Here is a 23,625-nt window from a genome sequence, read left to right as displayed (position 1 = left end):
TCATTATAAGAACGAGTATCCTTTTCTTTGTTTCATGTATATTACGGCTAGAATAAAGGATAAGTGCATATCCTTTGCAATGAAAAGTACAGAGTGCTTATTTCGAGCGTACTTAATTTATTTTTTGAATTCTACCATCAATAGTTGGTTGAATTGGCTCTTTTACTTGCTTTACATAATCGACTAGTGCTTCAAAGTCATTTGGACCAGTCTCTGCATTTTTACCATTTTTAAATGATACGAATCCATCACCACCAGAAGCTAAGAAAGCATTTGCAACTACGCTATACGTTTTAGATGGAGATAATTCTTCTCCATTTGTTAAGCGTATATTCGTAACCTTTTCACCGTTTGGTTTGCTTGCATCCCAAGTATATTGAATACCTGAAATTTGCAGCATTCTCGTTGTTCCTTTTTGCCATTGTTGATTTAAAATATCACGAATATCTTGACCTGTTAAATCTGCTTTAATTAACTGATTTCCAAAAGGTTGAATGCCGTACAATTCGCCCCATGTAATATCACCAGCGTCTAAGTCATTACGAATCCCACCAGGATTCATAAGTGCGATTTGAGTTTGCATCGTTTGGCGCTGTGCATCGGCAACTAAATTTCCAAGTGTAGATTCACCAGCATCGTTTTGTTTACGGTCAATAGGTGCTGTAGATTTTCCGACTACTTCATTTACAAGAGGTGCGATTTTTTCTTTATATTGATCTAACTTTTGTTTTACTTGTTTATCAGGTTCGACACCTTCATGGTATGTTGTAACAACTTCAGCTTTTTTCTTTACGATATCTTTTGTTTTACGGTCAATTGTTACATCTACGTCTGAGAAAGCCATCCCGTAAGAGTTCGCTTGTACGATAAGTTTATTATTAACAGTACCATTTACATACGTATGACTATGCCCACCGAAAATAACATCAACTTCTGGATCAGCTTCATTTGCAATTCGGTTAAGGTCGCCATTTGTTATACCAGACTCATCTGTCGTTCCGCCAACATGTGCAAGGACGACGATGGATTTAACACCGAGACGCTTTAATTGTTGCGTTGATTTATTAATCGCTTCCACTTCGTCAGTGATCTGTACATTTTTAAGCATAGTAGGCATAACGACATTTGGTGTATCAGTTGTAACGACACCGATGAATCCTACAGGAACACCATCTACCATTTTTACAGTAAATGGTGGTAAGAATAAGCGACCAGTTGATTTGTTATAGAAGTTTGCAGCGACATAAGGGAAGTTTGCTCCTTTGAAATTCCCTGTTTTTTCGTGGTAACCACCGTAAATGAGTCGTTTCATTTCATCGATGCCTTCATCAAATTCATGGTTTCCGATTGTACCTACATCAAATTTTAAGTCATTTAAAAATTCAATCGTTGGTTCGTCTTGTAACAATGCTGAAACTGGTGGACTAGCTCCGACAATATCGCCAGCATGTACGAGAAGTGTATTAGGGTTTTGTTTTTTACGTTCTTTTAAATAAGTGGCTAAGTAATCAGCGCCACCGGCTTCTTTATTATTAATTTTTTTAACAGTATCTAGTTGTCCATGGAAATCATTAATGCCAAGCATTTGTACGTCTATGTAACGGTTTTGTTCGGCTGGAGTCTGAGATGGGGGAGCGGCGAATACACTTGAAAAAGTAATGGTGCTTAAAACTGCGACAGCGGGAATAATTTTTTTCCACATAATTCATTTCTCCTTTTTTTATAATCTGACATCATACGACATAATTTTAATAGATTCATAGGATTATATCTATATAAAAATTTAGTTTTTTTTAAAATTAACAAATTTACAAATAATGAATAATAGAGTAATGAACCTTTTTTATTGTCGATTTCAGCATGTATCCTCTATAATGGAGAAAAAAGTAAAAGGTGAGCGGTATGAAGAAAAAGAAACAAAGGCAAGTGCAAAGACAATCTCAAATGAACCAACCGAAGAAAGAATCACTTACATTAGGTGATCAATTAAATGATTCACTTATGCAGCAATTAAAGAATAAGAAGAAAGAGTTGCAAGTGAGAGAAGAGAAAAAAGAGGCAGCAGAACTGGAAAGAAAGCGTCAAGAGCAAAAAGAACGTGAAAAGAATAAATCATTTGAAGAACTGTTAAGTGAAAGTAATCTTACTTGGAAAGACTTTAAATAATAACGAAAATGATCAGTGTATATCGCTGGTCATTTTTTTGACGAGCTTGTAAGAAAAGGGGAGTTAAAATGAGAAAAATTGTAGTCGTACCATATGAAAATCATTGGATTGAAAAATTTCAAATGGAAGCCGAAAGATTGAAGTCTGTGCTGCCAGAAACAGTGGAGATTCATCATATTGGCAGTACATCAGTGCCAGGACTAGCAGCTAAACCTATTATCGATATGATTATGGAGGTAGAAAGTATCGATCGTGTAGATCGTTGGAATGAAAGATTTAAAGAGCTTGGTTACATCGTAAAAGGAGAAAATGGTATTTCAAGACGCCGTTATTTTATTCATGGAACGGAGGAAAAACGCTCGTATCACTTACACGTGTTTGAAAAAGGAAATCCTGAGATAGTAAGGCATTTAGCGTTTCGTGATTATATGATGGCGCATTGTGAAGAAGCAAAGGCGTATGCAGTTTTAAAGAGAGAATTAGCCGAAAAATATACATATGATGGCACGTTATATACGGAAGGGAAAAACGAGTTTGTACGTAATATTGATGAAAAAGCAAAAGAATGGAGAAAAGGAAACGTAAATAATTGAGTTCGTATTTTTAGTGTATAAAATTATTATGTCAACTATACGTATATTTTGACTTTTTGGATGAATCTTGTTGAAATAAAGTAGTGGTTTATAAAATGTAACAATGAAAGGGAGAACGACTGTGCATATTCCAACAACTACACTTCATAATGGCGTGAAAATGCCGATGATTGGTCTAGGCGTCTATAAAGCGAAAGAAGGCGACGAAGTAAAGCAAGCAGTAAAAACAGCGTTAGAAGTTGGATACCGTTCGATTGATACAGCAGCTGTATATGAAAATGAAAGCGGTGTCGGTGAGGCAGTTCGTGAATCAGGAATTCCGAGAGAAGACATATTTATTACAACAAAAGTTTGGAACGACGATCAAGGATACGAGGAGACACTCGAAGCATTTGAAAACAGCTTAAAGAAATTACAGATGGACTATGTAGATTTATATTTAATCCACTGGCCAATTAGAGGGAAGTATATTGAAACGTACCGAGCTTTAGAAAAATTGTATGAAGAAGGTAAAGTACGCGCGATTGGTGTTTCTAATTTTCATAAACATCATTTAGAACTGTTATTACCAAATTGTAAAGTGAAGCCTATGGTAAACCAAGTGGAACTTCACCCCATGTTAACACAATTTGAATTGCGTAATTTCTGTGAAGGCGAGCAAATTCAAATGGAAGCGTGGAGTCCGTTAATGAGGGGCGGCGAAGTATTCGAGCACCCAATTATTCAGGGGATTGCTAACAAATATGAAAAAACACCCGCACAAGTTATATTACGATGGGATATTCAAAGTGGGATAGTAACGATTCCTAAATCTGTGACACCATCTCGTATTCAGGCGAATTTTACTATCTTTGATTTCTCATTAACTGAAGAAGAGATGAATCAAATTAATACGTTAAATCGCAATTTACATGTAGGAACGAATCCGGACAAATATGATACGTTATAAAAAAGACTGCCTCCTAATGTTTAATGTTGGGGGCAGTCATCTGTTTTTATCAGTAAATCGATATTTTAACGGTGCAAGGCATATGAATCATGCTTAACGATTTTTTGAAGTTGTATATATTCTTCTTTTGTTACAGGTAACTGTTGGCAAGCGTGTACATTTATCTGTAATTGTTGAATAGAGCTTGCACCAGGTATAACAGCTGCAACAGTTTCGTTATGTAAGCAATAGTGAATAGCTGTTCCTGTTAAAGATTTTTCTCCGATAACTTCTTTTACACTCCCGAGTGTAGTGTTTAATTCATCGTAAGAATAAGAGAGATAGTCCTTTTCTTTTACTCTTTCTATCTTTCTTGCATTGTTGTCAGTTAAAATCCCTTTCGCAAGTGGTCCGCGGGCAATGACACTAATTTGGTGTTCATTAAGAAGTGAGAACCATTCTTCTGGACGACGATTTAAAAGGCTATATTCCATTAGTACACTAACGATATTTGAGCGTTTTGCATACTCACGGATGACATTTGGACGTATAGAAGAAATACCGTAATGGCGAATAATACCTTCTTTTTTCAATTCTTCAAAAGCTTCAATAGTTTCATCTATCGGATCTTCCAGCGTTCCGCCATGAAGTTGATAAAGGTCAATATAATCAGTTTGAAGTCTACGTAAACTTTCTTTTACTTCGGCTTTTATGTAGGCTTTAGAAGGGTCCCAAGCCCAGCCGTTTTTTTCTTCTGTCCATCGATTTCCAACCTTTGTTGTAAGAACAATTTGGTCTCGTTTTCCCTTCAATGCTTTTCCAACAAATTCTTCGTTTAATCCATAATCATATAAATCCGCTGTGTCAAAAAAATTGATTCCTAAATCGATTGCTTCATCGATAATGCGCATAGCTTCTGTTTCAGATGTGCCGAGAGACATACAGCCAAGTCCCATTTCTGTCACAAATAAATCTGAGTTTCCTAATTGACGTTTTTTCATAAGTCAACCTCCTTTCCTTTATTGTACGAAAGGGAAAAGAGGTTGACAAACGTTTACTTTTTATTCGCTGTAATCCACTCTTGTACGGTTGTATACTCTTTGCCATATTGTTTTAGTTTATGGCGAATTTGCCATGCTTTGCCGACTAACGTGATGCGATTTGGTAAAATATAAACTTTCATTTCTATCACGCTCCTTTCAATGTGGTAAAATGTATGAAGAAAGAATAGGAAATAGAACAGGGAGATGAAATAGTATGAGTAATCTTGCAGAGAGAACGGTAAAAACTGAGCCGATTTTTGATGGTAGAGTTATAAAAGTTCGTGTTGATGATGTAGTATTACCAAATGGAGAAATGAGTAAACGTGAAATCGTAAATCACCCTGGTGCAGTTGCTATTATTGCTATTACTGATGAGGGGAAAATTGTGCTTGTTGAGCAGTACCGTAAAGCGCTTGAGAAGGCGATTATTGAAATTCCTGCTGGGAAATTAGAACCTGGGGAAAAGCCAGAGGTGACAGCAGTTCGTGAATTAGAAGAAGAAACAGGATATGTATGTGAAAATATGGAGCTCATTACTTCTTTCTATACATCTCCAGGATTTGCAGATGAAATTTTATATGTATATAAAGCGACAGGTTTGACAAAAAAAGAAAATAAAGCAGCTTTAGATGAAGATGAGTTTGTGGAATTAATGGAAGTATCATTAGAAGAAGCGATTGATCTTATGAAAGACCTTCGTATCCATGATGCGAAGACGATGTTCGCTGTGCAATATTTACAATTACAAAAATAAAACACTCGCCAAAGGCGAGTGTTTTTTAATTGATTTTTGCATATACACGTGCATCACGTAAGCTACCATCTGGCGCAAGGAAATCATTTTCCATTGTACCTTCTAGAATAAATTCTAAACGTTCTGCTAAGTTACATGCATTGGCATTTGTTGCATCAGTACGAATTTCAATCCTTCTAGCACCTAGCTTATCAAAGGCAAATTGAATGGCACCTTTAACAGCTTCAGTCATATAGCCTTGTTTTGTATAAGCACTATGGAGCCAAAAATGAAGTGAAAACTTTGGAATATCCCAGTTTTCAGGCTTGAGCGTAATAGCTCCGATGAATGTACCGGATACTTTATCGTATAAGTGAAAATCAAGTGTTTCACGAAGTAAAAACTGCCCGTGAGCGTTACGAACGATTTCTTCAGCACTCTCTTCTGTTTCAGCGTCAATTGGCATCCATGGTACTAAGTCTTCTAGAGAAGCTTGGATTGCTTCATATACTTCTGCACCATCACCTGGAAACGGCTTGCGAACTTGTAAGCGTTCAGTTTGAAATAATGTTGGAAAATCTAATAATAATGGTTTCAAGAGAAATCCCTCCTATTCTCTACTTTTTAGTTTAGCAAAGTAGAGCGGAATTTCAATGTTAATTCGTCATACTTTTTTTCTTTCTTTCATACATTTTTAGTAAGAGTGTGAACGGAGGGAAGAAAAATGTGGCGAAAAACTTGGCAAAACCGCGTAATGTCTCACATACAGGAAAACTCTTCATTATATATATTTAATGCTGTTTTATTATTGATGGGAGTAATATTTGGAGCTATTCTTGTGAATAGTTTACAAATGAATCAAAAGCAAGATTTATCATTTTATTTACAACGTTTTTTTGGACAAGTTTCTAAAGGAGAATTTGCTATTGCAGGCGAAATGTTTCGAGAAAGTTACTTTTCGCAATTAAAATATATCGGCTTTATTTGGATTTTAGGGATTTCAATTATTGGGTTGCCCCTCATTTTTATTTTATTATTTGTAAAAGGAGTAGTTGTTGGATTTACAGTAGGTTTTTTAGTAAGTCAGCACGGATGGAATGGATTATTATTAGCATTTGTATCTGTATTGCCGCAAAATTTAATTATCATTCCAGTCTTTCTCGTTATGACAACAATTGCTGCAAGCTTTTCCTTACGTATGATTAGGCATCAGTTTATTAGGAAAATAACCGAGCCACTATTACCATTATTAATTCGTTATACATGCTTCTTTCTAGTGATCGGAGTGGTGTTAGCTCTTGCTTCTAGCGTTGAAGCATATGCATCACCAGTTTTAATGAAAGAAGTTGTTGAGGCTATTAACAAAAAATAAATATTTTTTGAGAATAATTATCAATTTGTTTTTATTGTTTTTCTTTTGACAGAAGCCCTTCTTCTGATATAATGGTGTAAGAGTGGCGAGGAGGGAGTAGTACCGAATGGAAGAAAGAATTGAACGAATTAAGAAGCAATTACATGCAGCGAGCTATAAATTAACACCGCAACGTGAAGCAACAGTTCGTGTGCTGCTAGAAAATGAAGAAGATCATTTAAGCGCAGAAGATGTTTACCTCCTTGTAAAAGAAAAGTCGCCAGAGATCGGATTAGCAACCGTCTATCGAACTTTAGAGTTATTATCTGAGTTAAAAGTTGTCGATAAGATTAACTTCGGAGACGGTGTTTCACGCTATGACTTACGCCAAGAAGGTGCGCAGCGTTTCCACCATCATTTGATTTGTACACAATGTGGTGCTGTACAAGAAATACAAGAAGATTTACTTGGTGAAGTGGAAAGGAAAGTAGAACGAGATTGGAGCTTTAAGGTGAAAGATCATCGTTTAACATTCCATGGGATTTGTAAAAACTGTCAAGAAAATGAAACGGATGAAAAATAACCTTTTCCTATTTATCTAGGAAGAGGTTTTTTATTTGAATAAGGTATAAATTGGTGAAAGCTTGGCATATGTTGTAATAACTTATATTTTGGAGGAATTTACAATGCGCCGAGCTTTAAAATTAACTTTTGATGGAATAAAAGTATTTTTATTATTTACAAGTTGTACGATTTTGTTTTATTTCGCTATACTATGGATAAATGAAGAATACGAAAGCTATCATCGTTATGAAAAGCCAAAAGAAGAGACTGTAGAAAAAGTATCAGGGAATGAAGAACCGGCAAAGGATGCTTTCGTAAATAGAATGATGTTTTTCTATGAAAATGGGGAGTAGTGTAGATTGGAAGATCAATTAAAAGATTTTATTCATTATATGATTGTCGAAAAGGGATTAGCGAAAAATACAGTAGTATCTTATGAACGTGATTTAAAAAGCTATGTAAAGTATTTGCAAAATGTAGAACAGATGAAAACCTTTCATGAAGTGACACGTTTGCATATTGTTAACTTTTTGCAGTATTTAAAAGAAAACGGAAAATCTTCGAAAACATTAGCACGTCATATTGCATCAATTCGTTCATTTCACCAATTTTTACTTCGTGAAAGAGCGGTAGAGCACGACCCATCAGTACATATCGAAACGCCGCAAGGAGAACGAAAGTTACCAAAAGTATTATCAATCGATGAAGTAGAGGCGTTACTGCAGACACCAAAAATGACAAGTGCTTTTGGGATTCGTGATAAGGCAATGCTAGAGTTATTGTATGCAACAGGACTTCGTGTTTCAGAATTAATTGCTTTAAATTTAGAAGATGTACATTTAACGATGGGATTTGTTCGCTGCATTGGGAAAGGGAATAAAGAAAGAATTATTCCATTAGGAAGTTTAGCGACAGAAGCGATTCAAAAGTACATTGAAAAAGGAAGAAGAGAATTGATGGGTAAAAAAGTAGTAGATGCACTATTTTTAAACCATCACGGTAATCGATTATCAAGGCAAGGTTTTTGGAAAATATTAAAACGATTAGCGAAAGAAGCGAATATTGAAAAAGAACTTACACCTCATACGTTACGTCATTCTTTTGCTACGCATTTATTAGAAAATGGGGCAGATTTACGTGCTGTACAAGAAATGCTTGGACATGCAGATATTTCAACGACGCAAATTTATACGCACGTTTCAAAAGCTAGATTAAAAGATGTATATAAACAGTTTCATCCGAGAGCATAGTTACTATGCTCTTTTTTCATAGATTAAGAAGAGTAAGCCGTTTCACAGAAACTTCACAAACATTTCGTATATTGTTTTCAGCAGAAGACTGGAATATTACAATGTATTTCCTCTATACTAAATAAAGTGAAACTTTAATCAGTGGGGTTTTTGTTCATTCCCACTGATTATTAGTTGAACCAATCGGGCTTTTACGGGCAGTTGATCTACCACCTAACTTCTTTGCTTCAGCGGAATTTTGAGGTGGGAGTCTTACTGCCCGTTAATGCGGGATAAAGTATAAAGGAGGAAATGATGATGAAAAAACTGATTATAACTTTATTTATCGCGATGCTAGCGTTGGCTGGCTGTAATACAAACAAAGAAGAACCGAAAAAAGAACAGAAACTTGAAGCTGTAAAAGTAGCAGTCCAAACAAATCCGAAAGAAATTAAACCAGGTGAAAAAACAGAAGTACAAGCACTTGTTACACAAGGAAAAGAAAAAGTAACAGATGCTGATGACGTAAAGTTTGAAATTTGGAAAACTGGTGACGAAAAACACGAGATGTTAAATGGTAAGCATAAAGGAAAAGGTGTTTATGCAGTAGAGAAAACATTCGAAACGGATGGCGTATATCATATTATCGCTCATACAAATGCACGTGAAATGCATGTAATGCCAGAAGTAAAAGTCGCTGTAGGAAACGCAAAAGTAGAAGATGCGAAAAAAGAAGAGGCACATGGTGATCATAAAAGTGACACAATGATTCATCTTATGGCTGGTGACATAAAAGCAAATGCTGAATCAACGATGAAAGTTCATTTAAAGCAAAAAGAAGAAGCGTTAACTGGTGCTGAAGTGCAACTTGAGATTTGGAAAGATGGCGTTGAAAAGCACGAATTTATTCCAGCAAAAGAAGGGAATAAAGGAGAGTATGAAAGTAAACATACTTTCAAAGAAAACGGTGCTTACAAAGTGAAAGTACATGTAAGAAAAGGCGAACTGCATGAACATAAAGAAGAAACAGTAGAAGTAAAATAAAAAGTAGCTCTTTAGAGCTACTTTTTATTTTTATATGAAGAAATAAATCATAAAATAATTAGCACTTCTTCGCCGAATGGATTACAATAGAAGTGTGAATAAAATAAGAAATTCTACGAAAATGTATTAAAAAGAAAGCGTAAACATGTTATGATATCAATATCAGATGTCTGACATCTGACTTAGAAAAAACTAGAAATGTTTTTGAGTCGTTTCAAGTAAAACGAAATAGGTTAGAGAATGATTTAAAGAAGTACTGTTTGACAATGAGAAGGAAAGAGAATTCTTATGAATAACAGTTTCACTTTATAGCGTTTTGAACATACTACAAGAAGTAGAACTGAACTTATAGGAGGTCGCAGTTATGAATAAATATAAACGTATATTCCTAGTCGTAATGGACTCTGTAGGAATCGGTGAAGCACCAGATGCTGAACAATTTGGTGATCTAGGTTCTGACACAATTGGTCACATTGCTGAACATATGAATGGATTACAAATGCCAAACATGGTGAAATTAGGTCTTGGTAACATTCGTGAAATGAAAGGTATTTCTAAAGTAGAGAAACCACTTGGATATTACACAAAGATGCAAGAAAAATCTACTGGTAAAGATACAATGACAGGACACTGGGAAATCATGGGCCTTTACATTGATACACCATTCCAAGTGTTCCCTGAAGGATTCCCGAAAGAATTACTTGATGAATTAGAAGAAAAAACAGGCCGTAAAATTATCGGTAATAAGCCAGCTTCTGGAACTGAGATTCTTGATGAACTTGGTCAAGAGCAAATGGAAACAGGCTCTTTAATTGTTTACACTTCTGCAGATAGCGTACTACAAATTGCAGCACACGAAGAAGTAGTACCACTTGATGAGTTATATGAAATTTGCAAAATTGCACGTGAATTAACACTAGATGAGAAGTACATGGTAGGTCGTGTTATCGCTCGTCCATTCGTTGGAGAACCAGGGAAATTCACACGTACACCAAATCGTCATGACTATGCATTAAAGCCATTTGGTCGCACAGTAATGAATGAATTAAAAGATAGCGATTATGATGTTATTGCTATCGGTAAAATCTCTGATATTTATGATGGTGAAGGGGTAACGGAATCACTTCGTACGAAGTCTAATATGGATGGAATGGATAAGCTTGTAGATACATTAAACATGGACTTTACAGGTCTTAGCTTCTTAAACTTAGTTGACTTTGATGCATTATTTGGTCACCGCCGTGATCCACAAGGATATGGAGAAGCACTGCAAGAATATGATGCACGTCTTCCAGAAGTATTCGAAAAACTAAAAGAAGATGATTTATTATTAATTACAGCAGACCATGGTAATGATCCAGTACATCCTGGTACTGATCATACACGTGAATATGTACCGTTATTAGCATATAGCCCAAGCATGAAAGAAGGCGGACAAGAATTACCACTTCGTCAAACATTTGCTGATATTGGTGCAACTGTAGCAGAAAACTTCGGTGTGAAAATGCCAGAATACGGAACAAGCTTCTTAAACGAGCTAAAGAAATAGGGGGATAAACAAATGAATCGTGAACTTATTACAAAATCAGCTTCATACTTAAAAGAGAAATTTCAAGAAACACCACAAGTAGGACTAATCCTTGGATCTGGACTAGGCGTATTAGCAGATGAAATCGAAAATGCGGTAACAGTGCCTTACAGCGAAATTCCTGAATTCCCAGTATCAACTGTAGAAGGACATGCAGGTCAATTAGTATTCGGTACACTTCAAGGTGTAACAGTAGTAGCAATGCAAGGACGTTTCCATTTCTACGAAGGATATGACATGCAAAAAGTAACATTCCCAGTTCGTGTTATGAAAGAGTTAGGTGTAGAAACTGTTGTTGTAACGAACGCGGCTGGTGGTGTAAATACATCGTTCGAGCCAGGTGACCTTATGTTAATTTCAGATCACATTAACTTCATGGGTACGAATCCATTAATCGGACCAAATGATTCTGAAATGGGTGTACGTTTCCCTGATATGTCTACATCATATACGACAGAACTTCGCGAAATGGCGAAACAAGTTGCAGCAGACTTAAACATTAAAGTACAAGAAGGTGTATACGTTGGAATGACAGGTCCTGTATATGAAACACCTGCTGAAATTCGTATGCTTCGTACACTTGGTGGAGATGCAGTTGGTATGTCAACAGTACCTGAAGTAATTGTAGCTCGTCATGCTGGTATGAAAGTACTAGGTATTTCTTGTATTTCAAACATGGCAGCTGGTATTTTAGATCAGCCACTTCACCATGATGAAGTAATTGAAACGACAGAACGTGTCAAAGCAAACTTCTTAGCATTAGTAAAAGCTATCGTAAAACAAATGAAGGGGTGACCTCACAATGAGAATGGTGGACCTAATTGCAAAAAAACGTGATGGACAAGCATTAACGACAGAAGAAATTAACTTTATTGTTGAAGGATATACAAATGGTGATATTCCTGATTATCAAGTAAGTTCACTTGCAATGGCAATTTTCTTCCAAGATATGAATGATCAAGAACGTGCAGATTTAACGATGGCAATGGTAAATAGCGGTGATACAATTGACTTATCAGCCATTGAAGGGGTAAAAGTAGATAAGCATTCAACAGGTGGAGTTGGTGATACAACGACACTTGTATTAGGTCCATTAGTAGCTGCTTTAGGTGTACCAGTTGCGAAAATGTCTGGGCGTGGTTTAGGACATACTGGTGGCACAATTGATAAATTAGAAGCAGTTCCAGGATTCCATGTGGAAATTGAAAATGATGAATTCATGCGTCTTGTAAATGAAAATAAAATTGCTGTTATCGGTCAAAGTGGAAACTTAACACCTGCTGATAAAAAATTGTATGCACTTCGTGATGTAACAGCAACAGTAAACTCAATTCCGCTTATTGCAAGCTCGATTATGAGTAAAAAAATTGCTGCTGGTGCAGATGCAATTGTTCTTGATGTGAAAACTGGAGCAGGTGCATTTATGAAAACAGATGAAGATGCAAAACGTTTAGCAGAAGCAATGGTACGTATCGGTAATAACGTTGGCCGTAATACGATGGCTGTTATTTCTGATATGAGTCAACCACTTGGTGAGGCTATTGGTAACGCATTAGAAGTACAAGAAGCAATTGATACATTACAAGGTAAGGGACCGAAAGATTTAGAAGAGTTATGTTTAACACTTGGAAGTCAAATGGTATACCTTGCTGGGCAAGCTTCATCTTTAGAAGATGCGCGTGAAAAGTTAATTGAAGTGATGAACAACGGTAAAGCGTTAGAATCTTTTAAAACGTTTTTATCAGCACAAGGCGGAGATGCATCTGTTGTTGATGATCCTTCTAAATTGCCACAAGCACAATTTAAAATTGAAGTAGAAGCGAAAGAAGACGGTTATGTATCGGAAATCGTTGCAGATGAAATCGGAACAGCAGCAATGCTTTTAGGAGCAGGACGTGCAACGAAAGAATCTGAAATTGATTTAGCAGTTGGCTTAATGCTTCGTAAAAAAGTAGGGGATAGCGTGAAAAAAGGTGACTCCCTTGTTACGATTTACGCAAACCGTGAAAATGTTGAAGATGTAAAAGCGAAAATTTATGAGAACATGAAAATCTCTAAAGAACACGTAGATGCACCAACTTTAGTACACGGAATTGTAACGAAGTAATAAAGTGAAACTTTAATCAGCGTGGGCTTTATCCCCACTGATTATTACCCTTCACTAACCGGGCGTTTATGAGCAGTTGATCCCAGACCTAACTTCTTTGCTTTCGCTGAATGTTGAGGTAGGGGTCTTACTGTACGTTAATATGGGATAAAAAAAGGCTGAGGAGATTTCTCCTTGGCTTTTTTTACTATTTTTTGTTTATAATAATAATGGGTGAAATTATGATTAGAATATGTGCAGTAACAAAAACAGATGAAGTATTATATGACGTTTCGCTAGAAGAAACAACGAAAGACCATATTGTATGGTATTGGCTAGATTTATATAAGCCAACGAAAGAAGAGTATACATATATTTTGCAAGACCATTTTAAGTTCCATCCCCTTGCAATTGAAGACTGTATAGAATATGTACAGAGGCCAAAGGTTGATTTTTATGATGGATATAATTTTTTAGTTCTCCATGGATTTGGTGAGGATGGATTAGAACCGCATGAAATCGATTTATTTATTAGTGATCGTTATATTGTTTCTTTCCATTTTTCTCATAACAATGCAATCGAAAGAGTATGGAAAACACTTGGCGAAAAAAAACGTATTAAGAAAGGTCCTTTGCATGTGGCACATACAATTATTGACCAAATTGTAGATGACTATTTCGCACCTGTTTATTACATTGAAGACCATTTAAATGCGATTGATGATAATTTAACGGGTGAGACAGCAGGAAGCGTGTTAGAAGAGGTATTTGATATACGTGCGGATTTATCTAAGCTAAGGCGGACAATTATTCCGATGCGTGATTTATTGTATCGTATTTTAAATTCAACTCGTTTTTACGGCATAAGTGATCATGAGATTTACTTTAAAGATATACATGACCATTTGCTTAAATTAACTGAAATGATTGAAGCGAGCCGAGAGTTGACGGCAGATATTCGGGATAGCTACTTTTCATTAAACTCACATCATATGAATAACATTATGAAAACATTAACTGTTTTCTCTACTATTTTCATGCCACTAACATTTATTGCAGGAGTATATGGAATGAACTTTTCACATATGCCAGAGCTTGGTGGGAAGTATAGTTATTTTATTTGTTTGTTGTTAATGGCGTTAATTGGTGGCGGAATGATGGCCTGGTTTTATAAAAAAGGATGGTTTAAATAAAAAAACACCGAGGTATTCACCTCGGTGTTTTTTTATTTAACCAATAGCATGTAATACAAACATGGCTAAGAATAGGCATGTAACGATATACATAGATGGTGCGACTTCTTTACGCTTTCCAAGTGCAACTTTTAAGATAGGGTAAGCAATAAATCCGAACGCAATGCCATCAGCGATACTATATGTGAGCGGGATCATAACGATAATTAAAAACGCTGGAAATCCTTCTGAAAAGTCGTTCAGAGGAATTTGTTGAATGCTTGTAATCATCAGACCGCCAATAATAATTAAGATTGGTGCAATGGCACTATCAGGAATTAATTTGACAAACGGAAGAGCGAACAGTGATGCAAAGAATAACATCCCAGTAACGATAGACGTCAGACCTGTCTTTCCGCCTGCTGTAATACCTGCGGCACTCTCTACTGTTGAAACGGTAGGACTTGTGCCAAATAGACCACATGTCATTGCTGAAATCGCATTGGCTTGGTAAGCACGTGGGAATTTGCGGTCATCTTCTAATAAACCGTGCAGAAGTCCCATGTTCTCAAAAATAAGCACCATGCTTAAGGAGAATGTTGCAATCCAAAACGGTAAGGAAGAAAGTTTCCCAAATGACATAGCTCCAAACACATCGCCGTAATTAGCGAATGAGAATGAACTATTTCCCATTTGACTCGTATCAACAAGACCAAATAGCCATGCAATACCAGTTCCTATTGCAATCGTCCATAAAAAGTTTCCACGTACGTTACGAATAAATAATACAAGTGCAACGATAAGAGTAAGCAATGTCGCAAGAACGACAGGATTACTTAATTTCCCCATTGCAACAGCAGTATTTGGATTCGAAACGACTAAACCACCTTTTTGCAATCCGATAAATGCTAAAAACAATCCGATACCGACAGTAATAGCTTCCTTTAATGACTTTGGAATCGATACTGAAAGCACGCGAGCAATTGGTGTAAACGCAGCAATTGCAAAAATAATACCAGAGATAAAGACAGCTGCTAATGCTTCTTGCCAAGTTAAACCGAGCGTATGCACAGCTGTGTACGTGAAGAATGCATTTACACCCATACCTGGGACAAGAATAGCAGGTGCATTTGCCCAAAATGCCATGAGCAGACATCCGACAAATGAACTGAAAACAGTTGCTAAAATTCCAGCTTCAAGTGGAATGCCGGCATCCGATAAGATTGACGCATTTACAATCATAATATATACGATTGTGAAAAATGACGTAACTCCAGCTAAAACTTCTTGTTTTGGTGATGTTTCGTGTAAGCCTAATTTAAATGTTCTTTCAAGTATTCCTTTCATGTTAAACCTTCTTTTTCATATCCCTCTCCCACCCGTGATATCTCTTTTGTAAGAGCTCACCGTCCTTTATTATATCAGAACATCATGTTTTTACAACAACGAAAATGATAACGTTTACTTATAAACGAAATTATTTATAAATACGTAAAAATAGCCCGTATAGTTGAAATGATTTCTAATTCTCCCGATTGAATAGGTGGAGCTGTTTGTGCATGCAAAGTAGCATAGGAAGCAATCTCCCGTGGTAATTGAGCAGATTCTTCAACGAGTGAGAGGGGGACAGGATTAATATTTAAATTGTATGTACTCGCAATAGCACGAGCTTTTTCTACCGCTTGATGCAGAGCCTGAATAAGAGCTTGCTCATAATATTTATTTGGATGAGATATTCGAAAACGTAAACCTTTTGCTACGTTTGCTCCATTTGAAACGGCTATATCATATACTTCCCCTGCTTTTTGTACATTTAAAACGGTAATTTCATACAAATGTTCCACACGATATCCTTGTAGTAACGCTTTATCATTTACATACTCGTATTGAGGAGTGATCGTATAAGAAATCGTTTCTATATCTTTATCAGCAATACCAAGCTGTTTAAGTGCATCCAGCAATTGTTTTGATTGTACTGCATTTTCTTCTTGCGCTTGTTTCACATTTTTACTATCAGTTCGAATGCCAAGTGTTAATAGAACAACATTTGGTTTCGCTTTGACAACACCTTCACCTTGTACAGTAATAGTCGCTTCTTTACCAGTATTAGCTGTGCGTACGTTGTGTAAATAAGGATTCATTCCACCCTGCATTTTCCATCACCATCCTTTTTATATGTATATGTGTGAACAAAAAAGAAATTTATATGAAAAAAGTTACATAAATGAGAATGTTGAGGAAAGAAAGCATATACAACATAGGTATTTATAGATTATAATATGTGTAAATATGATAAAAAAGGGACGAGGCTAGTGAACGAAAAAAGAGAAACACTGATTTTAGATTTATCCGCATCATTTCGAAAGATGATACGTTTATTACAAAATGATATTAATACACGCTTTGCAGAACATATGCCATATAATGAATTTTCTGTATTACGTGCGTTATTTTTAAACAGTCCACAGATGGCTTCGCAAATTGCGAGTGAAGTAAACGTAACCTCCAGTCATATTACAGCTGTTACAGATCGTCTCGTACGAAAAGGGTTTGTAGAAAGAAAGCGTTCAAATTCAGACCGTCGTATCGTGTACTTAGAAATTACAGAACACGGAAGAGAAGTAACTGAAAAACTTGAAGCTGTGCGTAAGGAATACTATAAAGAGAGATTTAAAGGTTGGAGCGACCAAGAAATAGAAATGGTATTAGAATTATTTGGCCGCGTATTATAATAAATGAGGATAGGAAGCGAAAGCTTTCCTATCCTTTTTCTTTTGAATAAAAATATTTTGAAACTCCAATACTTTAATTAAAAAGAATCGGAGTGAAAAATTATGAAACGTATTTTTACGCTTTTCATTATGATTGGAAGTATGTTCTGCTTTAATAAGTTCGTGGATGCCGCAACGCCAATTCATGTCGTTCAAAAAGAATTACAACATATTTCAAATAAGCAACCTGTTTTATATTCAAAACTATGGATTCGTTCTATGCAGAATGCCATTTTATTTCATCATAGTGATAACATGCGGCATGAAGATACGATAAGCAATGTGACAAAGTCTTCTCTTGTAAAAGTAAAACAACTTCCACTTCAGAAAGCATCACAGTACATCCCGAGATTATCACAATATATTGCTAAGTTTGAGGCTGAAAATGTTCAAGTGTATTATGTTGCAGCTCGTTATGAAGTGAAAAAAGAAAATCCGTATCAGTTAAATGGAATGAATTATTTTATGCAAGTGTTTATTCAACAAGGGGGAGAATGGAGAATTGCTGAAAGTATAGTTGCTCCAACAGATCAAATCGTAGCAAATGGTGACGGATTTGGAACGAAGCAAGAAAAAGAGTATGGGAAAAGAAGAGAGAATGTGAAATAACCTCCTCAAGAAGAGGAGGTTATTTTATTTGAAATTCCAAGAGACTTTCCATTTTAATATTTTAGGTAGAAGGAAGTAGGTAATTATGCTCGTCACGAAAAATCCAATGTAAAAATTCAGTAATGATTTGTCTCTCCCCAAGACTAAACCACCAACTATTCCTATAAAGAAAATAGCAAGGCTCATAACTATGTTTTGAAACTTCGGATATAGTAAGAAACTTCCATTTCGCTCGTTGACTGAACGAACATATAAATATAAACTGAGTGGTAACAAAATAATGATATATATAATAGGTGCAATCAATAATTTTGCTGAAGGGATTTTTGTAAAGTTGGGTTCGTTATGACGCACTCCATTATCATCAATATAAGAACTTTGTGGATCGTAATCAAAGCGAATAGTAAAATTTTCTGCCGGACCAGAAATCCGCATGTTTTCCATAACCCGATGCATATTGCCATTGTTCTCATGAAAGTCAATATTTGAGTGGACAGCGATGACTCCTGAGATAAGTGTTGGAAGTAATAATGGGAATATGAATATAGCTGCAGTGAGAAGTCCTTGCGAGATAAGATTCCCAGTTATTGTCCCTATACATAAGGCAAGTGTATAAATAGCAATTAATACAATTAACATGTATATAAAATAAGAATGGAATGGGGAAAATACTTGATATTTATTATGAAAAGTTAACTTTTTCATAATAGCAAATAGTCCCCAGTTTATACTAACAGCTGCTACAATGTTACAAATACCAAACAACCATTTTGTCATAAAAAGGTGTGAACGTTTAAAAGGCATAGACCAAAGAAAATCGATGGAGTTATTTTGCCTTTCCCAACCTATTAACGTACAGGCTAGAATGATAAGTGCACCACCTTGAAAGATGACAGGGTCCATAAGTAATAAACCAAAATTGTAATGATATACATATTCCCCTTCTTTTTGCATCTTTAGAAGGTATTGTTGTTCAATCGATGCCAAATAGTATTTGTATGACAAATTGTATAAGCTAACGAACCAAAAGAGCCATAAAACATATTTACTTTGTTGATACGTTCTTAGCCATAGTGCTTTTTGAAACATAGGATCTCTCCTTTAAAAAACTTTATAATTTGTTAGGCGTGATAATACAATATAAGTAATGATTCCAGCGAGAAACAAACCGATATAGTAGTTAAATAAGAAACTAAATTGATTTATTTTATAGCCACCTAGTAATGCAAAGTAAATGGTTGTTCCCCATATCCATATTCGTAAATGTTTTTGGAAAATAAATATCTTTTGAGTGTTTTCATTAGGCGATCGTGTATATAAAAATGAGCCAAGTAGTAAGTAAAATATTGTATACAAAATAGGGACTAACACTGATTTAGCCGAATAATACGTATAAGATGCTGGATCTCTTAAAGTAGTTGGGTCATTTTCTTTTTTGCGCGATTCAGGATTATATTGGTAATAGATCGCGAAATTATATATTGGTGCAACTATATTTGTTTTTCGATTGATTTCATCAAGCTGGTGATACAAGTTGGTATTTGTAGTATCTGTAGCCTGTAAATGGTTTATTGTAAAATTGTACAATAATGGAGTAAATGTAAGTCCCATTAGTAGCCATGGAATACAAAAAGCGATTTGTGAAACAATGCTCCCAGTAAAAGTACCGATACATAATGCAGCTGTATAGACTGCAACATAAGAAACAATTGCATAAAGAAAGTATCGATGAAATGGACTGAATGTTTGATACTCAAAATGAATGGTTGTTCTATAAATAATGTACATAAGGATCCAGTTTACAAGGAGAGACCCTATAATCCATAGTGAACCGAAAGCCCATTTAGAGAAGAAAATATCTTTTCTTGTAAATGGCATTTCCATAAGTAGGGTAATAGATTGGTTGCTACGTTCCCAACCTATTAATAGACAAGCTAAACAAATAATAAGAATAGTTAGCCAAAAACTATTACCTGTATTTGACAAAAAAGCATAATAGTAATAGAAAGTCCCCTTTTCTGAGAGTTCATAATAATTAGCAAGTTGCTGCTGAGCTGCTTTATAGTATCCGAAAGATAAAAGATAAAGTGTACTCAAGAAAAAGAGTAATACAGCATATTTCCCGCGTTTCCAATTCCACATCCATAGTGCCTTATGAAACATACCCATCCTCCTCAAGTATCGTAACGAAGACATCTTCAAGTGACATTGTTAACTCTTCAATAAGTATTGGTTGCTCTTTATAAAACTTTTCAAGCGTTGTAGCAACATTTCCTTCGATTAAAATCGTAAATACTTTTCCTGTTTGATTTAATATTTTAATATTGCTTAAGTTTTCTAGTTTTTGAGGTAATGACCGTTCATAAGCTACTTGTATTTTTGCAAATCGTGATTTTGCATCATCAAGTGAAGTAATAGATGCCACGGTATGGCCTTTTAACATAATGATTGTATCTGCAATTTGTTCCACTTCATCTAAATGATGAGTTGAGATGAAAATGGTAATCTCTTTTTCTGCAACTTCTCCAACGAGAAACTGCAAAATCTGTCTTTTAACGATAGGATCGAGCCCATTTGTCGGTTCATCTAAAATGATATACTCTGCTTTTGTAGCAACGGCTAAAATGATCGCAAGCAGCGCTTTCATTCCTTTTGAGTAACTACGAATCCGCTTGTTTGGTAAGTTAAAAAGTTCAAGCAGTTCGTAGAAATATGATTCATCAAATGCTGTATAAACTGCTTTATAAAATTTCACGATTTTTTTTACTGTATATCCGTTCAGTATGTTAGTAGAATCTGGGACATATACGACCTTTTGTTTCATTTCAGGATGCATATGAATATCTGTATCTTCATATGTAACCGTGCCTTCATCTGGGTCTAAAATGCCGATCATCGTTCGTAATAAAGTTGTTTTCCCCGCACCGTTTCTTCCGAGTAATCCGACGATACTACCTTTTTGTAATGTGAAAGAAACATCGTCTAAAATCGTTTGATTATCAATTGTTTTCTTCAAACTTGTCACTTTCAGCATCCATATTTCCTCCAATCTCTTTATAGTATGAATCTATCCAATCATGAATTTTATCTTTCGTAATCCCAAGATAAGAGGCTTCTAGTAATAATTGATGAAATTGCTTTTCAACCATAGCGATTTTCCTTTCGTCTAATGTTGGGGTAATCGATTGAGATACAAATGTTCCTTTTCCTCGTAACGTTTCAATAATCCCTTGTCGCTCTAATTCTTGATACGCTTTACTCACTGTATTTGGATTTATAACAAGTAATGAAGCGAGCTCGCGTACAGAAGGAAGTTTATCACTTGGAGCTAACATGTTTTTTAATACGAGTTCTTTTATATTTTGAACAATTTGTTCCCATATCGGAGTGTTGCTTCTTGGATCAAGTTGAATATGCAAGAGCAATGTCTCCTTCCTCATATGTATTAAGTGTACTACTATGCGTAATACACTTAATACAATATAGGGTATGAATGTGTTTGTCAACTGAAAAAAATAGAAGAATATGGTATTAAAAAATAATAAATTGGAAAAAATAGGTCTGATATAGAATGGAGGGTTAGTCATGAAGCGAGTTTTTGGAATACTTGTTTGTTTCATGTTATTGCTTTCTGGTACTTCAGTTAGTTTTGCACAATCTGAGAAAACGAAGCAGGAGAAAACAGAAGAAACCGCGCCGAAGTTAGCGGAGCAAGCATCGTCAGCAATCGTAATTGAGCAAGATACAGGTAAAGTTTTATTTGATAAAAATCCGAATGAAAAGTTACCACCTGCTAGTATGACAAAGATTATGACAATGCTATTAATTATGGAACAAGTTGAAAAAGGAAAACTAAAACTAAACGATAAAGTTAGAGCAAGTGAACATGCAGCTTCAATGGGTGGATCACAAATCTTTTTAGAACCTGGGGAAGAGATGACCGTAAATGAAATGCTAAAAGGTATTGCCATTGCATCTGGAAATGATGCATCTGTTGCAGTAGCAGAGCATATCGCTGGTTCAGAAGAAGGATTTGTAAATATGATGAACAAAAAAGCGAAAGATTTAGGGTTGAAAAATACACATTTTCAAAACCCGACAGGTCTCCCGGCTAAAGATCATTATTCTACAGCAAATGATATGGCTATAATGGCGAGAGAATTGATGAAGTATCCACTTATTCGCAAATACACAGGTAAATACGAAGATTACTTACGAGAAGATACGGATAAGAAGTTTTGGCTCGTCAATACGAATAAGTTAGTGCGTTTTTATCCTGGAGTAGATGGTGTAAAAACGGGCTTTACAACAGAAGCAAAATATTGCTTAACAGCATCGGCTGAAAAAAATGGCATGCGTGTTATTTCAGTTGTTATGGGAGCACCTACATCTAAAGAACGGAACAATCAAGTGACGAAGCTTCTTGATTATGCATTTGGTCAATATATGACGAAGAAAATGTATACGCGCGGTGAAAAAATTAAGACTGTACAAGTAGGAAAAGGTAAAAAGAAAAAGTAGATTTAGTTGCATCAGATAATGTGTCTCTTCTTATGAAGAAGGGCGAAAATATGGACAAAGTAAAGCAAGAAGTAATTGCTGAAAAGAAAGTGAAAGCACCGATTAAAAAAGGTGATGCACTTGGCACGCTTGTTATTAAAAAAGATAAAGAGGTTTTATTAAAACAAACAATCGTAGCAAAAGAAGATGTTGCTGCAGCAAGCTGGTGGGAGTTATTTAAAAGAAGTTTTGGGATGTTTTCAACATCAAAATAGCGGCAAACATTTTGCCGCTTTTCTATTCGTATGTAAGTAAATAATTGTTGAATGGTTTCACTTTATGGCGAAATAGTTCTTCTTTTGTCAGTAGGAAGGATTCTTATGTTGTATCACGAAAATCTTTATGTATGTAAATGAGTAAAGTTTGAGCATAAGGAGGAAATCGTGTGAGTCTTTCCATGCAATTAGAAGTAAAACGTGACGTCCTATGTGTGAGACTAGCGGGTGAATTAGATCATCATACTGCTGAAGAGTTGCGAACGAAAGTGACAGATATGATTGAGACACATGGTGTTCATCACATTGTTTTGAGCCTAGAGAACTTATCGTTTATGGATAGTTCTGGTTTAGGTGTGATATTAGGCCGATATAAGCATGTAAAGGGATTAGGTGGAGAAATGGTTGTTTGTGCAATTTCACCGCCTGTTAAGCGTTTATTTGAAATGTCGGGCTTATTCAAAATTGTTCGCTTAGAAGAAAGTGAAGCGCACGCGCTCGCGACGTTGGGGGTGGCATAAATGAGAAATGAAATGAACCTTCAATTTTCAGCATTAAGTCAAAATGAATCATTCGCTCGCGTTACAGTGGCAGCATTCATTGCGCAACTAGATCCAACGATGGATGAGCTAACGGAGATTAAAACTGTTGTGTCAGAAGCGGTTACAAATGCAATTATTCATGGATACGAAGGAAATGCAGAAGGTACTGTTTATATTTCTGTAATTTTGGAAGAGGCAATGGTGAAACTCACGATTCGAGATGAAGGGATTGGCATTTTTAATTTAGATGAGGCAAGACAACCCCTTTTTACAACTAAACCTGAATTAGAGCGTTCCGGAATGGGATTTACTATCATGGAAAATTTTATGGATGAAGTAGAAGTTATTTCAAACGAATCTTTCGGGACAACAATCCATTTGACAAAATACTTATCAAATAGTAACGCTCTATGCAATTAAGGAGAATAGCC

Annotated in this window: 27 protein-coding genes and 1 pseudogene; 18 read left to right on the top strand and 10 right to left on the bottom strand. The window is 35.7% G+C overall.

The annotated features are described in order from the left end of the window. Positions 1-112: 112 nt before the first annotated feature. Positions 113-1,702 carry a bifunctional metallophosphatase/5'-nucleotidase gene (locus BTOYO_RS06785; protein ID WP_000265571.1) on the bottom strand — a complete coding sequence of 530 codons (1,590 nt, stop codon included), beginning with the start codon at positions 1,700-1,702 and terminating at the stop codon, positions 113-115. A gap of 200 nt (positions 1,703-1,902) precedes the next feature. Between BTOYO_RS06785 and BTOYO_RS06780 the strand changes: the two genes are divergently transcribed. The 3 genes from BTOYO_RS06780 (at position 1,903) to BTOYO_RS06770 (ending at position 3,708) form a co-directional block, all read left to right on the top strand. Next, entirely contained in the window at positions 1,903-2,166 is a 264-nt protein-coding gene (locus tag BTOYO_RS06780; protein WP_000727568.1) for a YqkE family protein, read from the top strand. Between the two features lie 68 nt (positions 2,167-2,234). Beyond that, entirely contained in the window at positions 2,235-2,759 is a 525-nt protein-coding gene (locus tag BTOYO_RS06775) for a GrpB family protein (RefSeq protein ID WP_001227193.1), read from the top strand. A 121-nt stretch (positions 2,760-2,880) separates the two neighbouring features. Then, a complete protein-coding gene (locus BTOYO_RS06770) occupies positions 2,881-3,708 on the top strand; it encodes an aldo/keto reductase (RefSeq protein ID WP_000547982.1) in 828 nt (275 codons plus the stop codon). A gap of 65 nt (positions 3,709-3,773) precedes the next feature. On the opposite strand, the gene BTOYO_RS06765 is transcribed toward BTOYO_RS06770, so the two are convergent. Together BTOYO_RS06765 and mciZ are read right to left on the bottom strand one after the other, a co-directional pair. After that, positions 3,774-4,688 (bottom strand): aldo/keto reductase, encoded by a 915-nt coding sequence (locus BTOYO_RS06765; protein ID WP_000747221.1) that lies wholly within the window; start codon positions 4,686-4,688, stop codon positions 3,774-3,776. Positions 4,689-4,741: 53 nt separating this feature from the next. Continuing rightward, positions 4,742-4,870: a Z-ring formation inhibitor MciZ gene (mciZ, locus tag BTOYO_RS06760; RefSeq protein WP_000870289.1), complete on the bottom strand. Its 129-nt coding sequence runs from the start codon at positions 4,868-4,870 to the stop codon at positions 4,742-4,744. 74 nt (positions 4,871-4,944) lie between these two features. On the opposite strand from mciZ, the gene BTOYO_RS06755 reads away from it, so the two are divergent. Next, positions 4,945-5,484 (top strand): NUDIX domain-containing protein, encoded by a 540-nt coding sequence (locus BTOYO_RS06755; RefSeq protein WP_000067046.1) that lies wholly within the window; start codon positions 4,945-4,947, stop codon positions 5,482-5,484. 25 nt (positions 5,485-5,509) lie between these two features. On the opposite strand, the gene BTOYO_RS06750 is transcribed toward BTOYO_RS06755, so the two are convergent. Then, on the bottom strand, positions 5,510-6,061 hold the full coding sequence (locus BTOYO_RS06750; protein ID WP_000803486.1) for a GNAT family N-acetyltransferase: 552 nt from the start codon (positions 6,059-6,061) through the stop codon (positions 5,510-5,512). 126 nt (positions 6,062-6,187) lie between these two features. Between BTOYO_RS06750 and spoIIM the strand changes: the two genes are divergently transcribed. The 9 genes from spoIIM to corA all read left to right on the top strand — a co-directional run bounded on the left by spoIIM (position 6,188) and on the right by corA (position 14,518). After that, on the top strand, positions 6,188-6,835 hold the full coding sequence (spoIIM, locus tag BTOYO_RS06745) for a stage II sporulation protein M (RefSeq protein ID WP_000269108.1): 648 nt from the start codon (positions 6,188-6,190) through the stop codon (positions 6,833-6,835). Between the two features lie 106 nt (positions 6,836-6,941). Continuing rightward, positions 6,942-7,397, top strand: a complete 456-nt coding sequence (gene fur, locus BTOYO_RS06740) for a ferric iron uptake transcriptional regulator (RefSeq protein ID WP_000392657.1) — start codon at positions 6,942-6,944, stop codon at positions 7,395-7,397. A gap of 103 nt (positions 7,398-7,500) precedes the next feature. Further along, a complete protein-coding gene (locus BTOYO_RS06735; protein WP_001250432.1) occupies positions 7,501-7,731 on the top strand; it encodes a YqzK family protein in 231 nt (76 codons plus the stop codon). Between the two features lie 6 nt (positions 7,732-7,737). Then, positions 7,738-8,628 carry a site-specific tyrosine recombinase XerD gene (xerD, locus tag BTOYO_RS06730; protein WP_000390076.1) on the top strand — a complete coding sequence of 297 codons (891 nt, stop codon included), beginning with the start codon at positions 7,738-7,740 and terminating at the stop codon, positions 8,626-8,628. Between the two features lie 294 nt (positions 8,629-8,922). Beyond that, positions 8,923-9,651 carry a FixH family protein gene (locus BTOYO_RS06725; RefSeq protein ID WP_016109062.1) on the top strand — a complete coding sequence of 243 codons (729 nt, stop codon included), beginning with the start codon at positions 8,923-8,925 and terminating at the stop codon, positions 9,649-9,651. Between the two features lie 364 nt (positions 9,652-10,015). Beyond that, the gene (gene deoB / locus BTOYO_RS06720) at positions 10,016-11,200 is read left to right on the top strand and encodes a phosphopentomutase (protein WP_001046072.1); all 1,185 of its coding nucleotides are present in this window, start codon (positions 10,016-10,018) and stop codon (positions 11,198-11,200) included. Between the two features lie 12 nt (positions 11,201-11,212). Then, complete coding sequence (locus tag BTOYO_RS06715) at positions 11,213-12,034, top strand: purine-nucleoside phosphorylase (protein ID WP_001078444.1); 822 nt, start codon at positions 11,213-11,215, stop codon at positions 12,032-12,034. A gap of 7 nt (positions 12,035-12,041) precedes the next feature. Continuing rightward, positions 12,042-13,346 carry a pyrimidine-nucleoside phosphorylase gene (locus BTOYO_RS06710; RefSeq protein ID WP_001243091.1) on the top strand — a complete coding sequence of 435 codons (1,305 nt, stop codon included), beginning with the start codon at positions 12,042-12,044 and terminating at the stop codon, positions 13,344-13,346. Positions 13,347-13,555: 209 nt separating this feature from the next. Beyond that, the gene (gene corA / locus BTOYO_RS06705) at positions 13,556-14,518 is read left to right on the top strand and encodes a magnesium/cobalt transporter CorA (protein ID WP_002039517.1); all 963 of its coding nucleotides are present in this window, start codon (positions 13,556-13,558) and stop codon (positions 14,516-14,518) included. Positions 14,519-14,554: 36 nt separating this feature from the next. On the opposite strand, the gene BTOYO_RS06700 is transcribed toward corA, so the two are convergent. Both BTOYO_RS06700 and BTOYO_RS06695 read right to left on the bottom strand, forming a co-directional pair. Continuing rightward, positions 14,555-15,844 (bottom strand): NCS2 family permease, encoded by a 1,290-nt coding sequence (locus BTOYO_RS06700; protein ID WP_000676245.1) that lies wholly within the window; start codon positions 15,842-15,844, stop codon positions 14,555-14,557. A 134-nt stretch (positions 15,845-15,978) separates the two neighbouring features. Next, complete coding sequence (locus tag BTOYO_RS06695) at positions 15,979-16,650, bottom strand: SIMPL domain-containing protein (RefSeq protein ID WP_001161464.1); 672 nt, start codon at positions 16,648-16,650, stop codon at positions 15,979-15,981. Between the two features lie 159 nt (positions 16,651-16,809). On the opposite strand from BTOYO_RS06695, the gene BTOYO_RS06690 reads away from it, so the two are divergent. Together BTOYO_RS06690 and BTOYO_RS06685 are read left to right on the top strand one after the other, a co-directional pair. Continuing rightward, positions 16,810-17,229 (top strand): MarR family winged helix-turn-helix transcriptional regulator, encoded by a 420-nt coding sequence (locus BTOYO_RS06690; protein WP_001003306.1) that lies wholly within the window; start codon positions 16,810-16,812, stop codon positions 17,227-17,229. Positions 17,230-17,331: 102 nt separating this feature from the next. Further along, positions 17,332-17,877 (top strand): hypothetical protein, encoded by a 546-nt coding sequence (locus BTOYO_RS06685; protein ID WP_000821091.1) that lies wholly within the window; start codon positions 17,332-17,334, stop codon positions 17,875-17,877. Positions 17,878-17,901: 24 nt separating this feature from the next. On the opposite strand, the gene BTOYO_RS06680 is transcribed toward BTOYO_RS06685, so the two are convergent. The 4 genes from BTOYO_RS06680 to BTOYO_RS06665 are packed head-to-tail and all read right to left on the bottom strand — an operon-like array spanning position 17,902 to position 21,296. Next, complete coding sequence (locus BTOYO_RS06680) at positions 17,902-18,966, bottom strand: ABC transporter permease subunit (RefSeq protein WP_000486531.1); 1,065 nt, start codon at positions 18,964-18,966, stop codon at positions 17,902-17,904. A 12-nt stretch (positions 18,967-18,978) separates the two neighbouring features. Continuing rightward, entirely contained in the window at positions 18,979-20,040 is a 1,062-nt protein-coding gene (locus tag BTOYO_RS06675) for an ABC transporter permease (protein WP_000468554.1), read from the bottom strand. Further along, complete coding sequence (locus BTOYO_RS06670) at positions 20,030-20,911, bottom strand: ABC transporter ATP-binding protein (RefSeq protein ID WP_000922133.1); 882 nt, start codon at positions 20,909-20,911, stop codon at positions 20,030-20,032. Before BTOYO_RS06670 ends, BTOYO_RS06675 begins: the two co-directional genes overlap by 11 nt. Continuing rightward, a complete protein-coding gene (locus BTOYO_RS06665; RefSeq protein WP_000548026.1) occupies positions 20,877-21,296 on the bottom strand; it encodes a GntR family transcriptional regulator in 420 nt (139 codons plus the stop codon). Before BTOYO_RS06665 ends, BTOYO_RS06670 begins: the two co-directional genes overlap by 35 nt. Before the next feature lie 166 nt (positions 21,297-21,462). On the opposite strand from BTOYO_RS06665, the pseudogene dacF reads away from it, so the two are divergent. The 3 genes and pseudogenes from dacF to spoIIAB all read left to right on the top strand — a co-directional run bounded on the left by dacF (position 21,463) and on the right by spoIIAB (position 23,614). After that, positions 21,463-22,652 (top strand): annotated as a pseudogene (gene dacF / locus BTOYO_RS06660) (serine-type D-Ala-D-Ala carboxypeptidase DacF). A gap of 170 nt (positions 22,653-22,822) precedes the next feature. Continuing rightward, positions 22,823-23,173, top strand: a complete 351-nt coding sequence (spoIIAA, locus tag BTOYO_RS06655) for an anti-sigma F factor antagonist (RefSeq protein ID WP_000059133.1) — start codon at positions 22,823-22,825, stop codon at positions 23,171-23,173. Beyond that, the gene (spoIIAB, locus tag BTOYO_RS06650; protein ID WP_001243394.1) at positions 23,174-23,614 is read left to right on the top strand and encodes an anti-sigma F factor; all 441 of its coding nucleotides are present in this window, start codon (positions 23,174-23,176) and stop codon (positions 23,612-23,614) included. It abuts the gene before it with no gap. The last annotated feature ends 11 nt before the right edge of the window (positions 23,615-23,625 follow it).

It is taken from the genome of Bacillus toyonensis BCT-7112, assembly GCF_000496285.1.
Lineage (GTDB): Bacteria > Bacillota > Bacilli > Bacillales > Bacillaceae_G > Bacillus_A > Bacillus_A toyonensis.
The sequence above is the reverse complement of the archived record's forward strand: the minus strand, read 5'-3'. Positions and strand labels throughout refer to the sequence as shown.